At 35.2% G+C, this 15,887-nt stretch carries 13 protein-coding genes; 10 read left to right on the forward strand and 3 right to left on the reverse strand.

Annotated features, from left to right (window positions below):
* Positions 1-115: 115 nt before the first annotated feature.
* Positions 116-1,201 (forward strand): CotH kinase family protein, encoded by a 1,086-nt coding sequence (locus LCM23_RS03030; protein WP_224935570.1) that lies wholly within the window; start codon positions 116-118, stop codon positions 1,199-1,201.
* A gap of 328 nt (positions 1,202-1,529) precedes the next feature.
* On the opposite strand, the gene LCM23_RS03035 is transcribed toward LCM23_RS03030, so the two are convergent.
* Positions 1,530-2,357, reverse strand: coding sequence for a UTP--glucose-1-phosphate uridylyltransferase (locus LCM23_RS03035; protein ID WP_224935572.1), 828 nt, complete (start codon positions 2,355-2,357; stop codon positions 1,530-1,532).
* Between the two features lie 208 nt (positions 2,358-2,565).
* Here LCM23_RS03035 and LCM23_RS03040 point away from each other — a divergent pair, with 208 nt between their 5' ends.
* The 3 genes from LCM23_RS03040 to LCM23_RS03050 are packed head-to-tail and all read left to right on the forward strand — an operon-like array spanning position 2,566 to position 5,986.
* A complete protein-coding gene (locus LCM23_RS03040) occupies positions 2,566-3,846 on the forward strand; it encodes a UDP-glucose dehydrogenase family protein (protein ID WP_224935574.1) in 1,281 nt (426 codons plus the stop codon).
* Positions 3,843-4,796: an NAD-dependent epimerase/dehydratase family protein gene (locus tag LCM23_RS03045; protein WP_224935576.1), complete on the forward strand. Its 954-nt coding sequence runs from the start codon at positions 3,843-3,845 to the stop codon at positions 4,794-4,796. Before LCM23_RS03040 ends, LCM23_RS03045 begins: the two co-directional genes overlap by 4 nt.
* Positions 4,796-5,986, forward strand: coding sequence for a glycosyltransferase family 4 protein (locus LCM23_RS03050; RefSeq protein WP_224935578.1), 1,191 nt, complete (start codon positions 4,796-4,798; stop codon positions 5,984-5,986). Before LCM23_RS03045 ends, LCM23_RS03050 begins: the two co-directional genes overlap by 1 nt.
* Before the next feature lie 427 nt (positions 5,987-6,413).
* Here LCM23_RS03050 and LCM23_RS03055 read toward each other — a convergent pair whose 3' ends face one another.
* Both LCM23_RS03055 and LCM23_RS03060 read right to left on the reverse strand, forming a co-directional pair.
* On the reverse strand, positions 6,414-7,772 hold the full coding sequence (locus LCM23_RS03055; protein WP_224935580.1) for a glycosyltransferase family 4 protein: 1,359 nt from the start codon (positions 7,770-7,772) through the stop codon (positions 6,414-6,416).
* Entirely contained in the window at positions 7,769-8,866 is a 1,098-nt protein-coding gene (locus tag LCM23_RS03060; RefSeq protein ID WP_404826572.1) for a CotS family spore coat protein, read from the reverse strand. Before LCM23_RS03060 ends, LCM23_RS03055 begins: the two co-directional genes overlap by 4 nt.
* Before the next feature lie 799 nt (positions 8,867-9,665).
* On the opposite strand from LCM23_RS03060, the gene LCM23_RS03065 reads away from it, so the two are divergent.
* The 6 genes from LCM23_RS03065 (at position 9,666) to LCM23_RS03090 (ending at position 15,869) form a co-directional block, all read left to right on the forward strand.
* Positions 9,666-10,889 carry an ABC transporter substrate-binding protein gene (locus tag LCM23_RS03065; RefSeq protein WP_224935584.1) on the forward strand — a complete coding sequence of 408 codons (1,224 nt, stop codon included), beginning with the start codon at positions 9,666-9,668 and terminating at the stop codon, positions 10,887-10,889.
* 112 nt (positions 10,890-11,001) lie between these two features.
* Positions 11,002-11,862: a branched-chain amino acid ABC transporter permease gene (locus LCM23_RS03070; protein ID WP_224935586.1), complete on the forward strand. Its 861-nt coding sequence runs from the start codon at positions 11,002-11,004 to the stop codon at positions 11,860-11,862.
* Positions 11,859-12,848, forward strand: a complete 990-nt coding sequence (locus tag LCM23_RS03075) for a branched-chain amino acid ABC transporter permease (RefSeq protein ID WP_224935588.1) — start codon at positions 11,859-11,861, stop codon at positions 12,846-12,848. Before LCM23_RS03070 ends, LCM23_RS03075 begins: the two co-directional genes overlap by 4 nt.
* Positions 12,848-13,603, forward strand: coding sequence for an ABC transporter ATP-binding protein (locus LCM23_RS03080; RefSeq protein WP_224935590.1), 756 nt, complete (start codon positions 12,848-12,850; stop codon positions 13,601-13,603). Before LCM23_RS03075 ends, LCM23_RS03080 begins: the two co-directional genes overlap by 1 nt.
* Positions 13,596-14,297 (forward strand): ABC transporter ATP-binding protein, encoded by a 702-nt coding sequence (locus LCM23_RS03085; RefSeq protein WP_224935592.1) that lies wholly within the window; start codon positions 13,596-13,598, stop codon positions 14,295-14,297. Before LCM23_RS03080 ends, LCM23_RS03085 begins: the two co-directional genes overlap by 8 nt.
* Before the next feature lie 279 nt (positions 14,298-14,576).
* Positions 14,577-15,869 (forward strand): globin-coupled sensor protein, encoded by a 1,293-nt coding sequence (locus tag LCM23_RS03090; protein WP_224935595.1) that lies wholly within the window; start codon positions 14,577-14,579, stop codon positions 15,867-15,869.
* Positions 15,870-15,887: the final 18 nt, after the last annotated feature.

Below are 15,887 nucleotides of genomic sequence, written 5' to 3' on the forward strand. Positions count from 1 at the left end.
TAGTTTATTTTATGAAAAAATTTTTCATTGGTTCTAAACTTCCAATTAATTAATGATCATTTGCATTATTTTTTTCATATGATAATGGGTAAAGTGAGGGAGGCGATGATATAAGATGCAGAAGAATACTGTACCTACATTAAGTATTTCTACGCAACCAGAACTGATAGAATTTTTAGAAAAAAATATTTGGCATGATGAATTAATTCCTTCTAAATTAGTTATAAACAATCATTCATTTGATATCGGTATTACTTATAGAGGAAATCATACACGTAAATTAAGAAAAAAATCTTACAAAGTTGATTTTGGAACATATAATGAGGAGTTTCTTGGACGTGAAATTCACATTAATGCAGAGTATTGCGATCCTTCTTTCATTCGAAATAAGCTATCTTTTGATTTTTTTAAGCAGATTGGAATCAATTCACCTGATTGCAGGTATGTTTTAATTGAGATAAATGGAAGGCCCTCAGGAACTTACTTACAGCTTGAATCTGTTGATGATCACTTTTTACAAAAAAGACAACTTTCATATGGGCCTATTTATTATGCAACGAATCATCAAACTAATTTTTCTTTGTTAACCACCAAAGGTGAGCCCAAATCTTCATTAATTTCAGGGTATGTGAGAAAAATAGGGAATGCTGAGGACGATTCTGATTTAGAAAAGCTAATAATAAAAATCAATACGATACCACGTAATGAGTTTGGCAAAGAAATTGTAAAGTACTTGGATGTCAAAAAATATTTAATTTGGCTGTGTGGTGTGATTTGCACACAAAACTACGATGCTTTCATTCAAAATTATGCCCTTTATCGAAATGGAGAATCAGGATTGTATGAAATGATCCCATGGGATTTTGATGCAACATTTGGAAGGGATTGGAATGGAGGGGTTATGAAGTTTAATCGAGTTCCTATCGAAGGTTTTAATACACTCACGGCAAGACTTCTTGATGTAAAGGAATTTCGTGTTCAATACCGCATTCTTCTAGAAGAGATATTAGAGAATTATTTCACAGTTTCGGAATTTGAACCAAGAATTATCAACCTTCATAATTTATTGCGTCCCCATATAGCATTAGATCCATATAAAAAGGATGCTATTGATTTATTTGATAAAGAACAAGAATATATCCTGCAATTTATTTTAAATCGCAATCAGTATCTTAGAGATCATCTTAATGATCTGGAATAAAGGGAAATAATATTTCATGCCTAGACTCTCAGTATTTTAGATGGGAGTCATATTAGTGTGCAAAGGTAGTTTATAAACAGGGTATGAAAGTTCCCATGGAGACAAAGTCGAGCATGTCTCGGTTATGCAGAATTTGAACGCAGCCCTAGACAAAACCTCTGTCTGAGATAAGAGGTAAATTATTGGACTAGTTTGCAAAAGCAAAACAAGGTCGAGATCGGGCTGCGGAATCTCTCTATATTTTGTTAAGTTCATTCGTTTTGTAGTACACCAATAAGGAATGAATGGATATTTAATTGCAGGATAAATCAAGCAAGGCAAACAAGGACTATTCATCCTCTTTTTTAGAATTACTCATCAATTTTTGAATAAGGTTGAAATATCCTTTATCTGTACCAATGTCATAGCGTTTTGCAGATACTTCCACACCGTAGCACTTTTCTAACTTTAATAATTTTTGTATTGCATCGGTTAGTTGAACTTCACCTCCAACTCCTTTACTTCCTTTTTCTAAATATGAAAAAATAGATGGTTCAAAAATGTATCTCCCACTTACGGCTAAATTAGATGGGGGAGTGGAGCGAGGCTTTTCTACAATATCAGATATTTTATAGGTATTATCTTGTAAATCAATCGCTTTCACTACGCCGTAGTTTTTTAATAACTCTTCATTCAATTTTTCCAGAGCAATTACTGTAGATTGATAATTTTCGTATACGTCTAAAAGCTCTCGTAAAGCGGGCTGGCCCCTTTGTAGAAATATATCATCAGGAAGAAGAACAGCAAAGGGATCTTTACTTGCAAATCTTTTACCTAAGAGTATTGCTGTACCTAGTCCATCTGCAAAGGGTTGGCGTACATATTGAATAGAAATAGCAGGTCCGACAATTTTATTCAATAAATGTTGTTTTCCGGTCTTTTCTAAAAAGGCTTCATATTCTAGAGATCGGTCAAAATAGTCTAAAATCATATTTTTATTACGGGATACCACTATTAAGATTTCTTCAATTCCTGATTCAATGGCTTCTTCAATAATATATTGTATGGCTGGTTTACCTGCGATCGGGAACATTTCTTTTGGAAGCACCTTTGTTATTGGCAAATTTCTTGTACCGAAACCTGCAGCAGGAATGATTGCTTTTTTTACTGTCTTCATCATAACCTCTCCTCTTCACTTTCTATATATTAATCTAATATATTTTACTTGGTAATTTGTCCAATAAGAAAAGGTACATAACCATATAGTTTTTGTTTTTTTACCACTTTTACCTTAAATATTAATCCCCCTTTCACGTTTTGTTTGAAGCTAAATAAGATAATGATAAATTGAATGTTTTTAACATGAGCAAGTAAGGATGATAATGGTGAAAATATGTGTCATTGGTACAGGGTATGTTGGTTTAACTACTGGTGCTGTGTTGGCGGATTTAGGTCATGAGCTTTACTGTGTTGATAAGAATAAATTGATAATAGATAAATTAATTGAGGGAGAAATCCCTATTTATGAACCAGGATTAAAGGAACTAATTGTTCGAAATAAAAAAAGAGGTCTTCTTCATTTTTCAACGGATATCCAGCGTATGATAAAGGAATGCCCAATTCTTTACATCACAGTTGGTACTCCTACAAAAGAAGATGGGAGTCAAAATCTAACAGCGATTAACGAAGTCATTGACACCTTGGTGCAGACGATAACCTCTCATAAAACAATCATTATTAAAAGTACGGTACTACCAGGTACCAATGAATGGATTCATCAAACATTAATAGAAAAAGGGATCGACTCGCGTATGTTCGACGTTGTATCCAATCCAGAGTTTCTTAGAGAAGGAAATGCTGTATTTGATATGATGAACCCGGATAAAATTGTTGTGGGTGGAAAAAGCACTCAATCTATTAAAATAATTCAAACTCTGTATGAGAAGTTACAAGCACCTTATATTATTACTTCATTAACAGGAGCAGAGATGATTAAATATGCCAATAATGCCTTGTTGGCAACAAAAATCTCATTCATTAATGAAATCGCCCGTATTTGTGACGCCTATAATGTGGAAGTAACGCATATTGCAAAAGCGCTAGGAACAGACAATAGAATTGGTCCCTATTTTTTGAATGCAGGATTAGGTTATGGTGGGTCTTGTTTTCCAAAGGATATTCGGGCATTAGAATACGCTGCCAAACGAAGAAATGTCAATCCTGAGATGTTAAGGGCCGTTCAAAATGTGAATGACTCTCAAATTGATTTGTATATTGATAAATTAACAAATAAATTAACAAACTTGGATGGGAAAAAAATAACCGTTTGGGGCTTAGCTTTTAAGCCCGACACAGATGATATACGTGAATCAAGGTCATTATTATTAATTGAGAAATTATTGGAAAGAGGGACAGAGGTCCACGCCTATGATCCTATTGTCAATTCTTTTGAACCTGCCATTACCATTCATCAAGATATGTATGAAGCTATTAAAGGAGCAGATGCATTAATTATTGCAACAGAATGGAACCAGTTTAAAACCGTAGACTGGAAAAAGGTAAATGAGTTAATGAAGGGAAATATTTTAGTGGATGGACGGAATATCATTGACCCTAAAATCATAAGAAAACATCAACTTCAATATATTGGGGTGGCTAGACAATGAGGATTATCGTAACAGGAGCCGCTGGGTTTATCGGTTCTCATTTATGTGAGAGGTTATTAAAGGAAGAAGAGAATGTGGTTATTGGCATTGATGGTTTTATAGACCCATCCAAGAAGTCAACTAAACTAAGAAATATAGAAAATCTGTTGATTCATCCACGTTTTCAATTTATAAATAAGAATTTACTAGGCATTGATTGGAGAGAAATTCTTGCCAAAGATGATGTGATATATCATTTAGCTGCTGTGCCTGGTGTTCGTTCAAGCTGGGGTAACAACTTCAAGTTGTATGAGGAAAATAATATTCTTGTCACCCAACGGCTATTAGAGGCTTGTAAGAATGTTTCTTTAAAGAAGTTTATTTACGCTTCCACCTCTTCTGTATATGGAGAAAAGGTTGGTATGGTTTCAGAAGATTGCCCACTTTCACCACTTTCTCCTTATGGTGTAACGAAGCTAACAGGAGAGTATTTATGTAAGGTATACAGTGAAAATGATGGTCTTCCAATAACTATTCTTCGGTACTTTACTGTTTATGGACCTAGACAACGATCTGATATGGCATTTCATCGATTTATCGAATGCATTTTAACGAATAAACCTATTCCAATATACGGTGATGGCAAACAAACACGTGATTTTACGTTTGTAGAAGATTGTGTAGAAGGAACTTTTGCTGCTCTTTATGCAGAGGGTACCCTTGGAGAGACAATTAATATTGGTGGTAAAGAACGGAAATCTATCTTGGATGTCATTGAAATATTAGAAGAGTTAACAGGGAAGAAAGCAAACGTAGAATTTATTGGAGAACCGCGCGGGGAACCGCGACATACTTGGGCAGATATTTCAAAGGCATTGAAGATTCTGCAATATAAGCCAGCTGTGCCGTTAAAAGAAGGGCTTCTCCGAGAAATAAATGATTTAAAGATTATTTATAAGGAGGAAGAGTAATGAGGCTTGCTTTAATTTGTACAGAAAAACTCCCTTCTCCTGCTATAAAGGGAGGTGCAATTCAAATGATGATTGACGGTGTAGTTCCTTTTCTTAGTAAAGAAAATAACTTAACTATTTTCTCTGTCACCGATCCATCTCTACCTAATTATGAAGTGCGTAACGAAGTGCAATACATTCGGTTACCATCTGAAAGTTATGAAATTGATATTGCTAAAATACTTACTGAAAAAAGGTTTGACGTTATTCATGTTTTTAACCGTCCATTAAATATTCCTCTCTATAAAAAAGCTTCCTCTTCAAGTCAGTTTGTTTTAGGACTTCATAATGATATGCTTTCTGAAAAAAAGGTATCACTGGAGAATGGAAAGGAAATTGTAAACTCTGTTGATAGGATTGTTACGGTTAGTGAATATATAAAACAAACTGTGGTGGAGAGGTTTCCAGAAGCAGAATCAAAAACAAAAGTAGTTTACTCAGGAGTAGATTTAGTAGAATATCCTCCTGTCTGGTCAGAGCAAGGAAAACAAATTAGAGAAGAATATCGACAAAAGTACAATATTGGAGATAAAAAGGTCATATTATTTGTTGGAAGGCTCACTAAAAATAAAGGACCTCATCTTCTAATATCCGCCTTTAAAGCTATTGCTAAAAGATACCCTCATACTGTACTTGTGATTGCTGGGGGAAAGTGGTTTAGTGATGATGGAATAAATAACTATATTCGTTATTTGAAGAAACTAGCCGAACCGTTAGGTGACAAAGTTATTTTCACGAATTTTATTCCTGCAAGTGAAATTTCTAACATCTTTTTAATGAGTGATATTTTCTGTTGTTCTTCCCAATGGCAAGAACCCTTAGCTCGGGTTCACTATGAAGCTTTTGCTGCTGGTATCCCTATAATATCAACAAATAGGGGAGGAAATGCAGAGGTAGTTTCTCATAAAGAAACGGGTTATTTGATTGAAAAGTATGATCAAGCTAGTGAATTTGCAAAAGGAATTAATTTCTATTTAAAGAACCCGGATACTATTAATAGCATTACCCGAAATGCAAGAGAATTAGTGGAATCAAATTTCCAATTTCATCATGTTGCTAGCCGGTTAACCAACGTTTATTCTGAGTTGATTCCAAAACAAAACAAAGATAATTATCGTAAAATGTTTCGGTCGCCACTCTTTCGATTCTAATCGATTAACAAAAATGAGGGTGAGTAAGGTTGCTAGCTAACCTTTTGCTCACCTTTTTTATTGTAAGTAAACATGATGTGAATAATGACAGTTAAAAAGCAAGATTTTGCGACCGATAAAAACTATTGGTGTGTAGGTGATCAGGTGATTTTAAGCATCATTCGTCGGTGATATACTAACAAGCCTTCTTGTACATAAGCAATAACTTTTAAAGAATATCATTTCTAAATCTAAAGGCAAACTGACTTTTCATTGTGTTTAATCTTTAAACAGTGAGCCTTATTCCTAATTTTATCTTGTTACAGTCACTTTACCATATCAGAAGTTTTCCTTATCTCTATTTAAATAAAGCCGTTGAAATTTTATGATTGTAAAATTTCAACGGCTTCGTCATTTTCTGCACCCCATCGTTGATTCAGTCTAAGATTCAATAGTTGCTTGCTTTATTAGCTAATATTTCTTTATTAATCCATGGTATTGAAGCAGTAGTAATCCTCTTAATTGGCTGCTTTTGTTTTGGTCGGATAGGTTTTTTCTCTATAGGCGAAATCTTCTCAGCTACAGCTTTTTTGGTTAACAGTTGTTCTTCTTTCTCGCCATTCATGTTTGAAGTACTACTAATGTCAACGTTATTTTTAATTTTATAATCAATCCCGCTCCAAACTTGGGAAATATCGTCGATGACTCGATTCCAATTATGATTTTTTTCTACAAAGCTACGACCATATTGACCCATTTCTCTACAAAGAGAAGGACTAGAAAGTAATTTGGATAAATGAGCTACAAATTCTCGAGGATCATCTGCTTGTTCAACGATAAACCCATTTTTTCCAATCTCGATTATTTCAGGGTTTCCTCCACGAGCAGTTGTCACAATAGGTAACCCAGCCGCCATTGCTTCATAATGTACCCGTGCTAACGGCTCTTCCCATTGAGAAGGACAGACGAATATATCTGCAGTAGCAAACCAGTCTTGAATTTCATCAGGATGAACAAAGCCAGTAGTTATAACAGGTATAGGAAGGCGTTCTGCAATCGCTTTAATATAAGCAATGTAATCAGTCATTCTATTATCACTAAAGCCTTTACTTCCCATTAAAACCAAGGCCGCATTAGGATGCTTTTTAGCCAAATCTAGCATGGATCGTAAAAGTATATCTGCTCCCTTGTTCACTGAAAGTCGTCCAGCAAATAAAATTACCTTTTTCGATTCTAGTTTGTGTTTTTGACGCATGGAAGCTCTAATCCTTTGACCCTTGACAGAATACGTTGGAACAAATCGCTCTAAATCCACTCCTGAATAAATCGTTTGAATTTTAGGTTGGGCATCGGGGTAAAGCTTTACTATTTCATTACCAATATAATTACTAATGGTAATAATCTTATCTAATTGATCAATTGCTTTCTGGGCTTCTTCAGTATCTATTTTTTCCCTCTTGAACATATCATTGTGCATGCTTAATATGAGTCGTGAGTTTGGTGCCACTTCCCGTATTGGTAATACTAAACGGGGGCGGTTAAAAATGTGAATTAAGTCAAAAGTATTGTTTTTAAGATAATCTACGACACCTTCCCTGTAAGTCTCCAATAATCCTCCTGGAACCCTTACATAATGAACACCACCTTTTATTTCTTTATCCGGTAATGTGTCATCGTTCCTTCCGATTATTGTAATAGAATGGTTTTTACTTAAGTTTGGAATAGCTCCAGCGATGAATGTTTGTATTGCTCCTCCTTTTACTGGTGGAACTGGGAGTTTTTCCGTACAGACTATTAGCACTTTCATTTCCTTTTTCCCCCTCTCCATTCTTTACGTAATTGCTCAAGAATTGGCCATTTGGTCTTATCTATTTCAACGATTCGCTGGACAATAGCATCCAAATCACTATTTAATGCTATGGTTGGTTCGAATAACATATCTTTTACATTTTTATAATATAAATTTGGTAATGAGAAATCGATCAAGAGAATCTCAAACAACTCGTCAGTGATAGGGTTAGCTTCATTGTACGCTTCTAGCATGCCTACAATCCAATCAATATCCCATCTTCCTAGATCATCCATAGAACCAGATATGAGTTTGCGTAAATCACGAATAGGCAAATCATAGGCTACACCATCAAGGTCGATGATCCACATACCTCCAGGTCCCATTTGTCCATTCGACCATCCATAATCCTGATGGACTAATCCCCATTCTTTATTTCCCTTTGCGACCAACTGTTGATAAGAGGATTGCTCCAGCATAGTCAATGCTTTTTTTGCTTGCTCCTCAAACATATCAACTGTACTTAAAATCGTCTTACTCGTGAGCATTTCTGAATATAAGTTGGCTACATTTTTAAACCAAGATATTTTTCTCACTACTTTTTTATATGCATTAGGCCATCGTAAAAGTCTTGAAGCATTCTCTGCTCCTTTAGGAGGAACATATCCTTTGGAAAGTTGATGGAACTCTCCAATAGCGTTACTCAATAGCTTTGCTCCTTCAATATCGGCAGATACTTGATATAGAGGTTCAATCCAATCGGCAACAAACCAGATTTTCCCTCCCATTTCCACTATATTGCTACCCGATTTTGTCTTTACAATCGGTGGTATTCTAGCCTTTTTTTCATTAACTAAATATTCCTGTGCACCAATGCTAAATAAACTCCTGGAGGGTTTCCGATGGAGTATTTTTAAACTTTTGGGTCCTATGCTCGTATTGATCTTCCATATTAGTCCACCCTTATCTGCCTTTGTTGTAATAACTTCCATGCTACTCACATTAAAATTGTATTGTTTAATCACTTGTTGAGCCATTTCTTCAATAAATGGTGGCACATATAAATCAGCTAATGTCTCATCTAAATCCCATGGTGTAATAAGCTGCTCCAAACTAGTCATTCCTTTCCTTGGGTAATTTGTCTTTACATCCTATTCACTTTGGTAAAAATAGGTTGGACATTTGTCCATATGAAAATGAAAAATAATGTGTATAAGCCCATGTAATAAAAGGTGAATCAAGAAGGCATTTATTTTAAAGTTTGAATTCCTTTCCATTTAACTTGTTCAATTAGAATAAATCTTTAAAAAAGTGTAACGAGTGAAGTAAAAGAGGGATTATGTAATAAGTAATATGGAGAAATTTGATGATAAGTGGCACTAAGAACAGAATTTCTTTGTGTGAGATGTGATAAAACACCATTCATTAACGTTAAATGCTTTAGTAAATTAAGAGTTGTCAGGGATATGTCAGACGGGGGATGATAGCACATCTTACTTTTAAAATTATGTAACAAAAGAGCATCAGTGTTTTTTATTTAAAACATTGATGTCCTTTTGTTTTTTTATATTTGTCATTATTTTTACATATCTATCAGTATATTGATAGTTATGTAAGATGGCTTAATATGAAATTTATAAAAAATATACTGTCATTCTCTTTTGTTAAATAATAAAAAGTGATGGAAAAACAGATATTTATTAAAAATTAATGAGTATAAAGATTTACTAATAAAACTTTATTCTGAATATATTTAATTTATAAAAAAATTAGTCTTTTCATACAATTTCTTATCCACTATAATAAATGACAAGAAAACACTGAGACAACAGTGTTTTCTATTAGAAACAAAAGCTCTATAGTTGATTTGGTTTAAATGGTCTGAAAATTGAAAATAAGGGGGAAGGGTAAATGAAGAAAAACAAAAGGGCGTTACTGGCTATTATGTTAGTGCTAAGTATGTTTCTAGTAGCTTGTGGGAGTGGTGGTGGACAAGCGTCAGGAGATGGTGAAGGTGAACCAATTAAATTAGGCTTTACACTTGCTTTAACAGGCAATTTTGCTTTTATGGGTGAAGGGGTGAAAGAGGGGGTAGAGCTTTTCTTCGAAGAGAATGATTACAAAATTGGTGATAGACCAGTAGAACTTTTTTTCGAGGATGATGCTGGAGATCCTCAAAAAGCCTTGAAGAATTATCAACAGTTAACCCTGAACCAGGAAGTGGGTTACCTTGGAGGAGGTACAATTGGTAGTATTTCATATGCTCTCACAGAAGCTGCTGAAAAGGATAAACGTGTACCAATCATTAATGTAGTCGGTTCAGGTAATAGCTTATCATGGGGAGACAAAAGTGATTATGTTTGGCGAATTGGTTTTTCCTCTCTCAATTATGCAGGCACATTAGGTGTTGATATGGCTGAGAATATTGGTAAAAAAGCAGTCGTTATCGCTTCTGATTATGTGGCTGGGCACGAACAGGCGACTGACTTTTCTGCTAATTTTAAAGAACACGGGGGAGAAGTATTAGATATTCTTTGGGCACCTTCAGGTACAAGTGATTTTTCTTCTTATATTAATCAAATCAAACAGCATGATGCTGATGCTGTATTTATGTTTATACCAGGTGCGGACGGTCCGAGATTTGTGCAACAATTTAAGGAATTTGGATTAGCTAAGAATTACGCTCTTGTCGATGGTGGTTCTGTTTTGAATGCCCCTTCAACAGTTGAAGCAGTTGGTGATGCAGTAGTTAATGGTTATACACTGTCTCATTATCATGTGGGTTTAGAAAATGAGTTAAACAAAAAGTTCGTTGAAGATTATACCGAGAAGTATGATAAAGTGCCCGACAACTATGTTATTAACGGCTATGATACGGCCAAGGTTATGTCAGAATCAATTCAAAAAGCTGGTAGTACAGAAGTTGGGGATATTATTGAAACTCTAAAAGCTGGTTTGTCATTTGATAGCCCTCGTGGACCAATTGAGTTGGATCCAAAAACGAATCACCCAATCCAAAATCACTATATTTTAAAAGGTGCCGAGAAAGATGGAGAAATCGTCTTTGAACTCGTTCGTACGTATGAAAAAGTGCAAATGCCGGCAGAAGATCCTGGATACGAGAAAGCAAAATAAGATTGTAAAAGAGTTGCAAGGGAAAGGCATGATACTCCATCCATGCCTTTTCAAAAAATATACAGAGGAAGTTATTTCTTCTAAGGTATTTATTCTGAAGGGAGTCGAACAAGTGGAATTTTTTATTGCTAACACCGTTTCAGGATTGGCGTATGCCATGTTGTTATTTTTAATGGCTGCAGGTCTCTCCATTATCTTTGGTTTAATGAAGATTATGAACCTTGCCCATGGATCTTTTTTTATACTCGCAGGATATGTTGCTTATTCGTTTTCTAGGAGCGGAATGAATTTTTGGTTATCAATGGTTTTAGCAGTTATTGTAATTTCCATTTTTGCTCTTATTATTGAAAAATTGCTTATATCGAGAGTGCATGGAAGTGAAACCGATCAGGTGTTGCTAACTGTTGGTCTCGTTTTTGTACTCGGTGATTTGGCATTATGGATTTGGGGAGGTAACTTTCTCTCTATTCCAGTTCCAGCACTCTTTGACTATTCACTAGATTTTGTGGGAATGACATTTCCTGCTTATCGTCTGTTTGTCATTGCTATGGGTATTCTGTTTGCTTTCGTTCTTTGGTATTTTGAGGCAAAGACAAGAGTAGGAATGATTGTTCGAGCAGGTGTAGATGATATGGAAATGGTATCAGCACTTGGATTTAATGTGAAAATTATTTTTTCAGGGGTGTTTATCTTTGGTGCTGCTTTGGCTGCTTTCGGGGGTGTGCTAAGTGGACCTATACTTGGAATGTACCCGATGATGGAATGGGAGATTCTTGTTAATTCAATGATTGTCGTCATCATTGGTGGTTTAGGCAGTTGGAAAGGTGCTTTTATTGCTTCAATGATTGTTGGGTTTGTCGATATTTTCGGAAGAATTTATATGCCTACGTTTGCGATGGCCTTTATCTTCATATTAATGGTCGCAATTCTAATGGTTAAACCAACAGGTTTATTCGGAAGGGTGGAATCATGAAAAAAGCATTATTATCAACTATTCTTTTGCTCATGACTGTCTTAATTCTGCCTCACATCATTTCTCCATTTATGGTGTATTTATCAACAGAAATTCTTGTTTTCGCCATTTTTGCCATGAGTTTGGGTCTGATTATGGGTTTTGGAGGAATGCCATCATTAGGCCATTGTGCACAATTCGGTTTAGGTGCCTACACCGTTGCTATTTTGAGTGAATATACAGCAAATATCTATTTACTATTAGGTGCAGCTATACTAATTTCACTCTGTTTCTCACTCGTTACAGGTTATATTGCTATTCGTAATAAAGGAGTATTCTTCTTAATGATTACATTAGCTTTTACTCAAGTCTTATTTTTAATTACTTCAAGAATGAAGTTCTGGGGTGGAAATGATGGTTATAGTGCAAGTGTGACAGCTAATTTTGGTTTTGGGGAGATTACTTCTAATATCGGTCTTTTTTACATGATGGGATTTTTCTTTGTTCTTACTTATTTTCTCTTGAAACTTTTTGTTAATGCCCCTGCAGGCAAAGTGCTAAAAGGGATGATGGAGAATGAAGGCAGAATGATTGCTCTAGGCTATAACCCGAAGACTTATAAAATGTTTGCTTATTTAATTGCCGGTAGTATGGCAGGTTTAGCTGGAGGTTTATACATTTATAAAACTCAATTTGTTTCTCCAGCACTCTTCAGTGTGCATATGGGGGCAGAAGTAATGATCATGGTTTTTATTGGTGGTATGGGTACGATTTTTGGTCCGGCATTAGGTGCTGGGGCATTTGTTTTCCTGCAAAACTATATTAGTACGATGACGGATCGCTGGCCGCTCATCTTAGGATTATTATTCATAGCAATTGTTCTTCTAAAAAGAGGAGGGATATTGCATCTCATCCAGTTTGTTTCGACATTTGGCTTAAAGTTATTTAAATCATCTCGGAATGCTCCTGTAGATAAACAAGTTAAAGGAAAGGAGCAAGCAAGCTGATGACATTATTGAAAATTGAAGACTTAAATAAATCATTTAAAGCATTGCATATCTTAAAAGGTGTCAATATTGAAGTAAATAAGGGAGAACGTCATGTGATTATCGGCCCCAATGGAGCTGGTAAAACAACTTTATTTAATTGTATTTATGGTACATTGCCATTATCTTCAGGAAAAGTTTATTTAGCAGGCAAACGTATTGATCATATTCCATCCTTTAAAAGAACCGAGAAGGGGATGGGGAGAACTTTTCAGAAGAATAATCTTTTTGAGGAATTAACAGTTGAAGAAAATGTGCGTTTAGCGATTATGGGGAAAAAGAAATATCGCCTCAATATGATAAAGCCTATGCAGAATTATAATGATTTAGCAGAAGAATGTCATAGGTTACTAGAAGAATGGGAAATGACAGAGCGACGTACTGTATTGGTCAAAGAACTTTCCTATGGTGAACAACGTTTATTAGAGATTATCTTGTCCTTGAGCACAAATCCGGAAATTATTCTCTTGGATGAACCGACCTCAGGTATGTCGCCAACAGAAACAAGTAGATTTGTTAAGCTAATCAAAAAAATACCTGATCATATTACTTTGGTTATTATTGAACATGATATGGAAGTTGTGTTTAGTTTGGCTAATAAAATTACTGTCCTCCACCATGGGACAGCGATGATGACGGCTAGCCCTGAAGAAATTCGAGGAAATCAAATGATCCAAGAAATTTACTTTGGTGGAGGAGCGTTGAGTCATGATTGAGCTAAAGGAAGTACATTCTTATTATGGTCATAGCCATATATTACACGGTGTTAATTTAAAGGTGAATAAGGGTCAGTGTGTTGCACTTCTTGGTAGAAATGGTGCTGGCAAAACCACAACGATTCATTCTATCGCTGGGCTAGTTGTTCCTAAAGAAGGTACCATCCAGTTTAAGGACAAAGAGCTTGTTGGTAGAACACCAAACCATATTTCTAAAGCTGGTGTTGGTCTTGTCCCTCAAGGGAGACGGGTTTTTCCCTCTTTAACGGTGAAAGAAAATTTATTAATAGCTGAAAGAAAAAGTATATCTAGTGAAAAACAATGGACAATTGAAGAAGTTTATCAATTATTTCCGATATTAAAAGAACGTGAAGAGAATATGGGCAATGAATTATCAGGTGGCCAACAACAAATGCTAGCCATTGGCCGTGCGCTCTTACTTAATCCAGACTTCTTATTAATGGACGAACCATCTGAAGGACTTGCACCTGTTATTATTGAACAAATCAAAAATATCATTTTAGATGTCAAGAAAACAGGGTTATCGATGCTAATCGTAGAACAAAATATTGATTTAGCCTGTTGTGTGGCAGATGAAGTGATTATTTTAAACAAGGGAGAAGTCGTTTGGCAAGGGTTTCCTGCTGAGCTATTGCATAATGATGAATTATTAAAAGTCCATTTAGGTGTATAAAGTAACGATGTATCATGAAATCGATTAAGTGTATCAAATCAATCACGAACAGTTGATGTTTTTTGAACTGCTTCGTGATTATTTTTATATTGTTTCAAATTACCGCCTACATTATTTGAACTTTTTACAGTCGAAAATGTTCTCTCATTTTAAAAGGACCTTTGAATAGAAAGATGAATTTGATGGGTATCTATATTTATGAAAGAATATGGAATTATTTCAAAAACAACCGATATTAATAGTATAATTTACCTATTAAATCATTCGGGGGAAGCATTCATGAGTTTGTTTAAAAAAAGAACAAGTAAAAAGTTAAATGAAGAGGTTGAAGAAGGAAAGGGTGTATTGGACCTTGGTGACGCATCTAAGTTCACACAACAAATGGAATTAATTCAGTTAAGTGAAACTGATTTATGTCTCATAAACAAGATGCAGCCAATCATTCAAAAGAACAGTGAACAATTAGTTAATCAATTCTATGATAATATTTACAAAGAGCAATCACTTATTGAAATTATTGAAGATTATAGTACGGTAGAGCGTTTAAAAGGAACATTGAGGGTACATATTGAAGAAATGTTTGCCGGTATAATAAATGAAGAGTATGTGGCGAAACGGTTACGGATTGCTCACGTGCATGTGAAAATAGGCTTACAAACGAAATGGTATATGTCTGCCTTCCAAGGATTATTATTATCGATTATCCAGCTTGTAGAAAAGATGGAGCTTACTTCGCGTGATTGCTGTCACCTAATTGCTGCCGTAACGAAAATTTTTAGCTTTGAACAACAACTGGTTTTAGAGGCTTATGATACAGAAATAGAGACATTAAAAGCAAGAGAAGAAGAAAAGAAACAAGAAATAAGGGGAAATGTAGCAACAGAAACAGAAACCCTTGCAGCCATTTCTGAGGAAACTAACGCATCTTTCCAAGAATTAATCGCTCAAGCAGAAGAAGTAGTCGAGCATGCTGAAAAGGGGCAAGATTTTTCTCTAAAAGCAAAGGAGTATGCGGAAAACGGCAAGCAATTTATCAATGAACAAGGTGAGTTAATGTTGACGATTGTCGACTCTGTTGCAGAAATTAAACAAGATGTTAAAAGTTTATTGTATGTGATGGATGAAATGCATGAAATCACTACAATTGTAACGGATATATCGAGTCAGACGAATTTATTATCCCTCAATGCTGCTATTGAGGCCGCTAGAGCAGGGGAACATGGACGTGGGTTTTCGGTAGTGGCAGAGGAAGTGAGAAAACTTTCGGATCAAACAAGATCGTCTGTAGAAAATGTCTCACAGTTAATCGCTAATACAAATGGACAAATTGATAAATTAAGTGAATCACTTCAAGAAGTAAGTAATACAGTCCAAAACGGTCAATCTCATATGAAAGCGACAGAAGAACATTTTGAATATATTGTTGGTACAATGAAAGATACGATGCATCAGAATCATAAGATTATGGAAGAAATCGATGGAATTGTTAACGTAGTCCATCTTTTAGGAAAAGGGTTTGAAGAGGTCGCGTTTACAGCAGAGAATTTAACCTCAATTGCACAAGATATGTGACGATTAGAAAGAATATTA

The sequence above is a fragment of the Cytobacillus kochii genome (assembly GCF_020171845.1).
GTDB lineage: Bacteria > Bacillota > Bacilli > Bacillales > Cytobacillaceae > Cytobacillus > Cytobacillus kochii.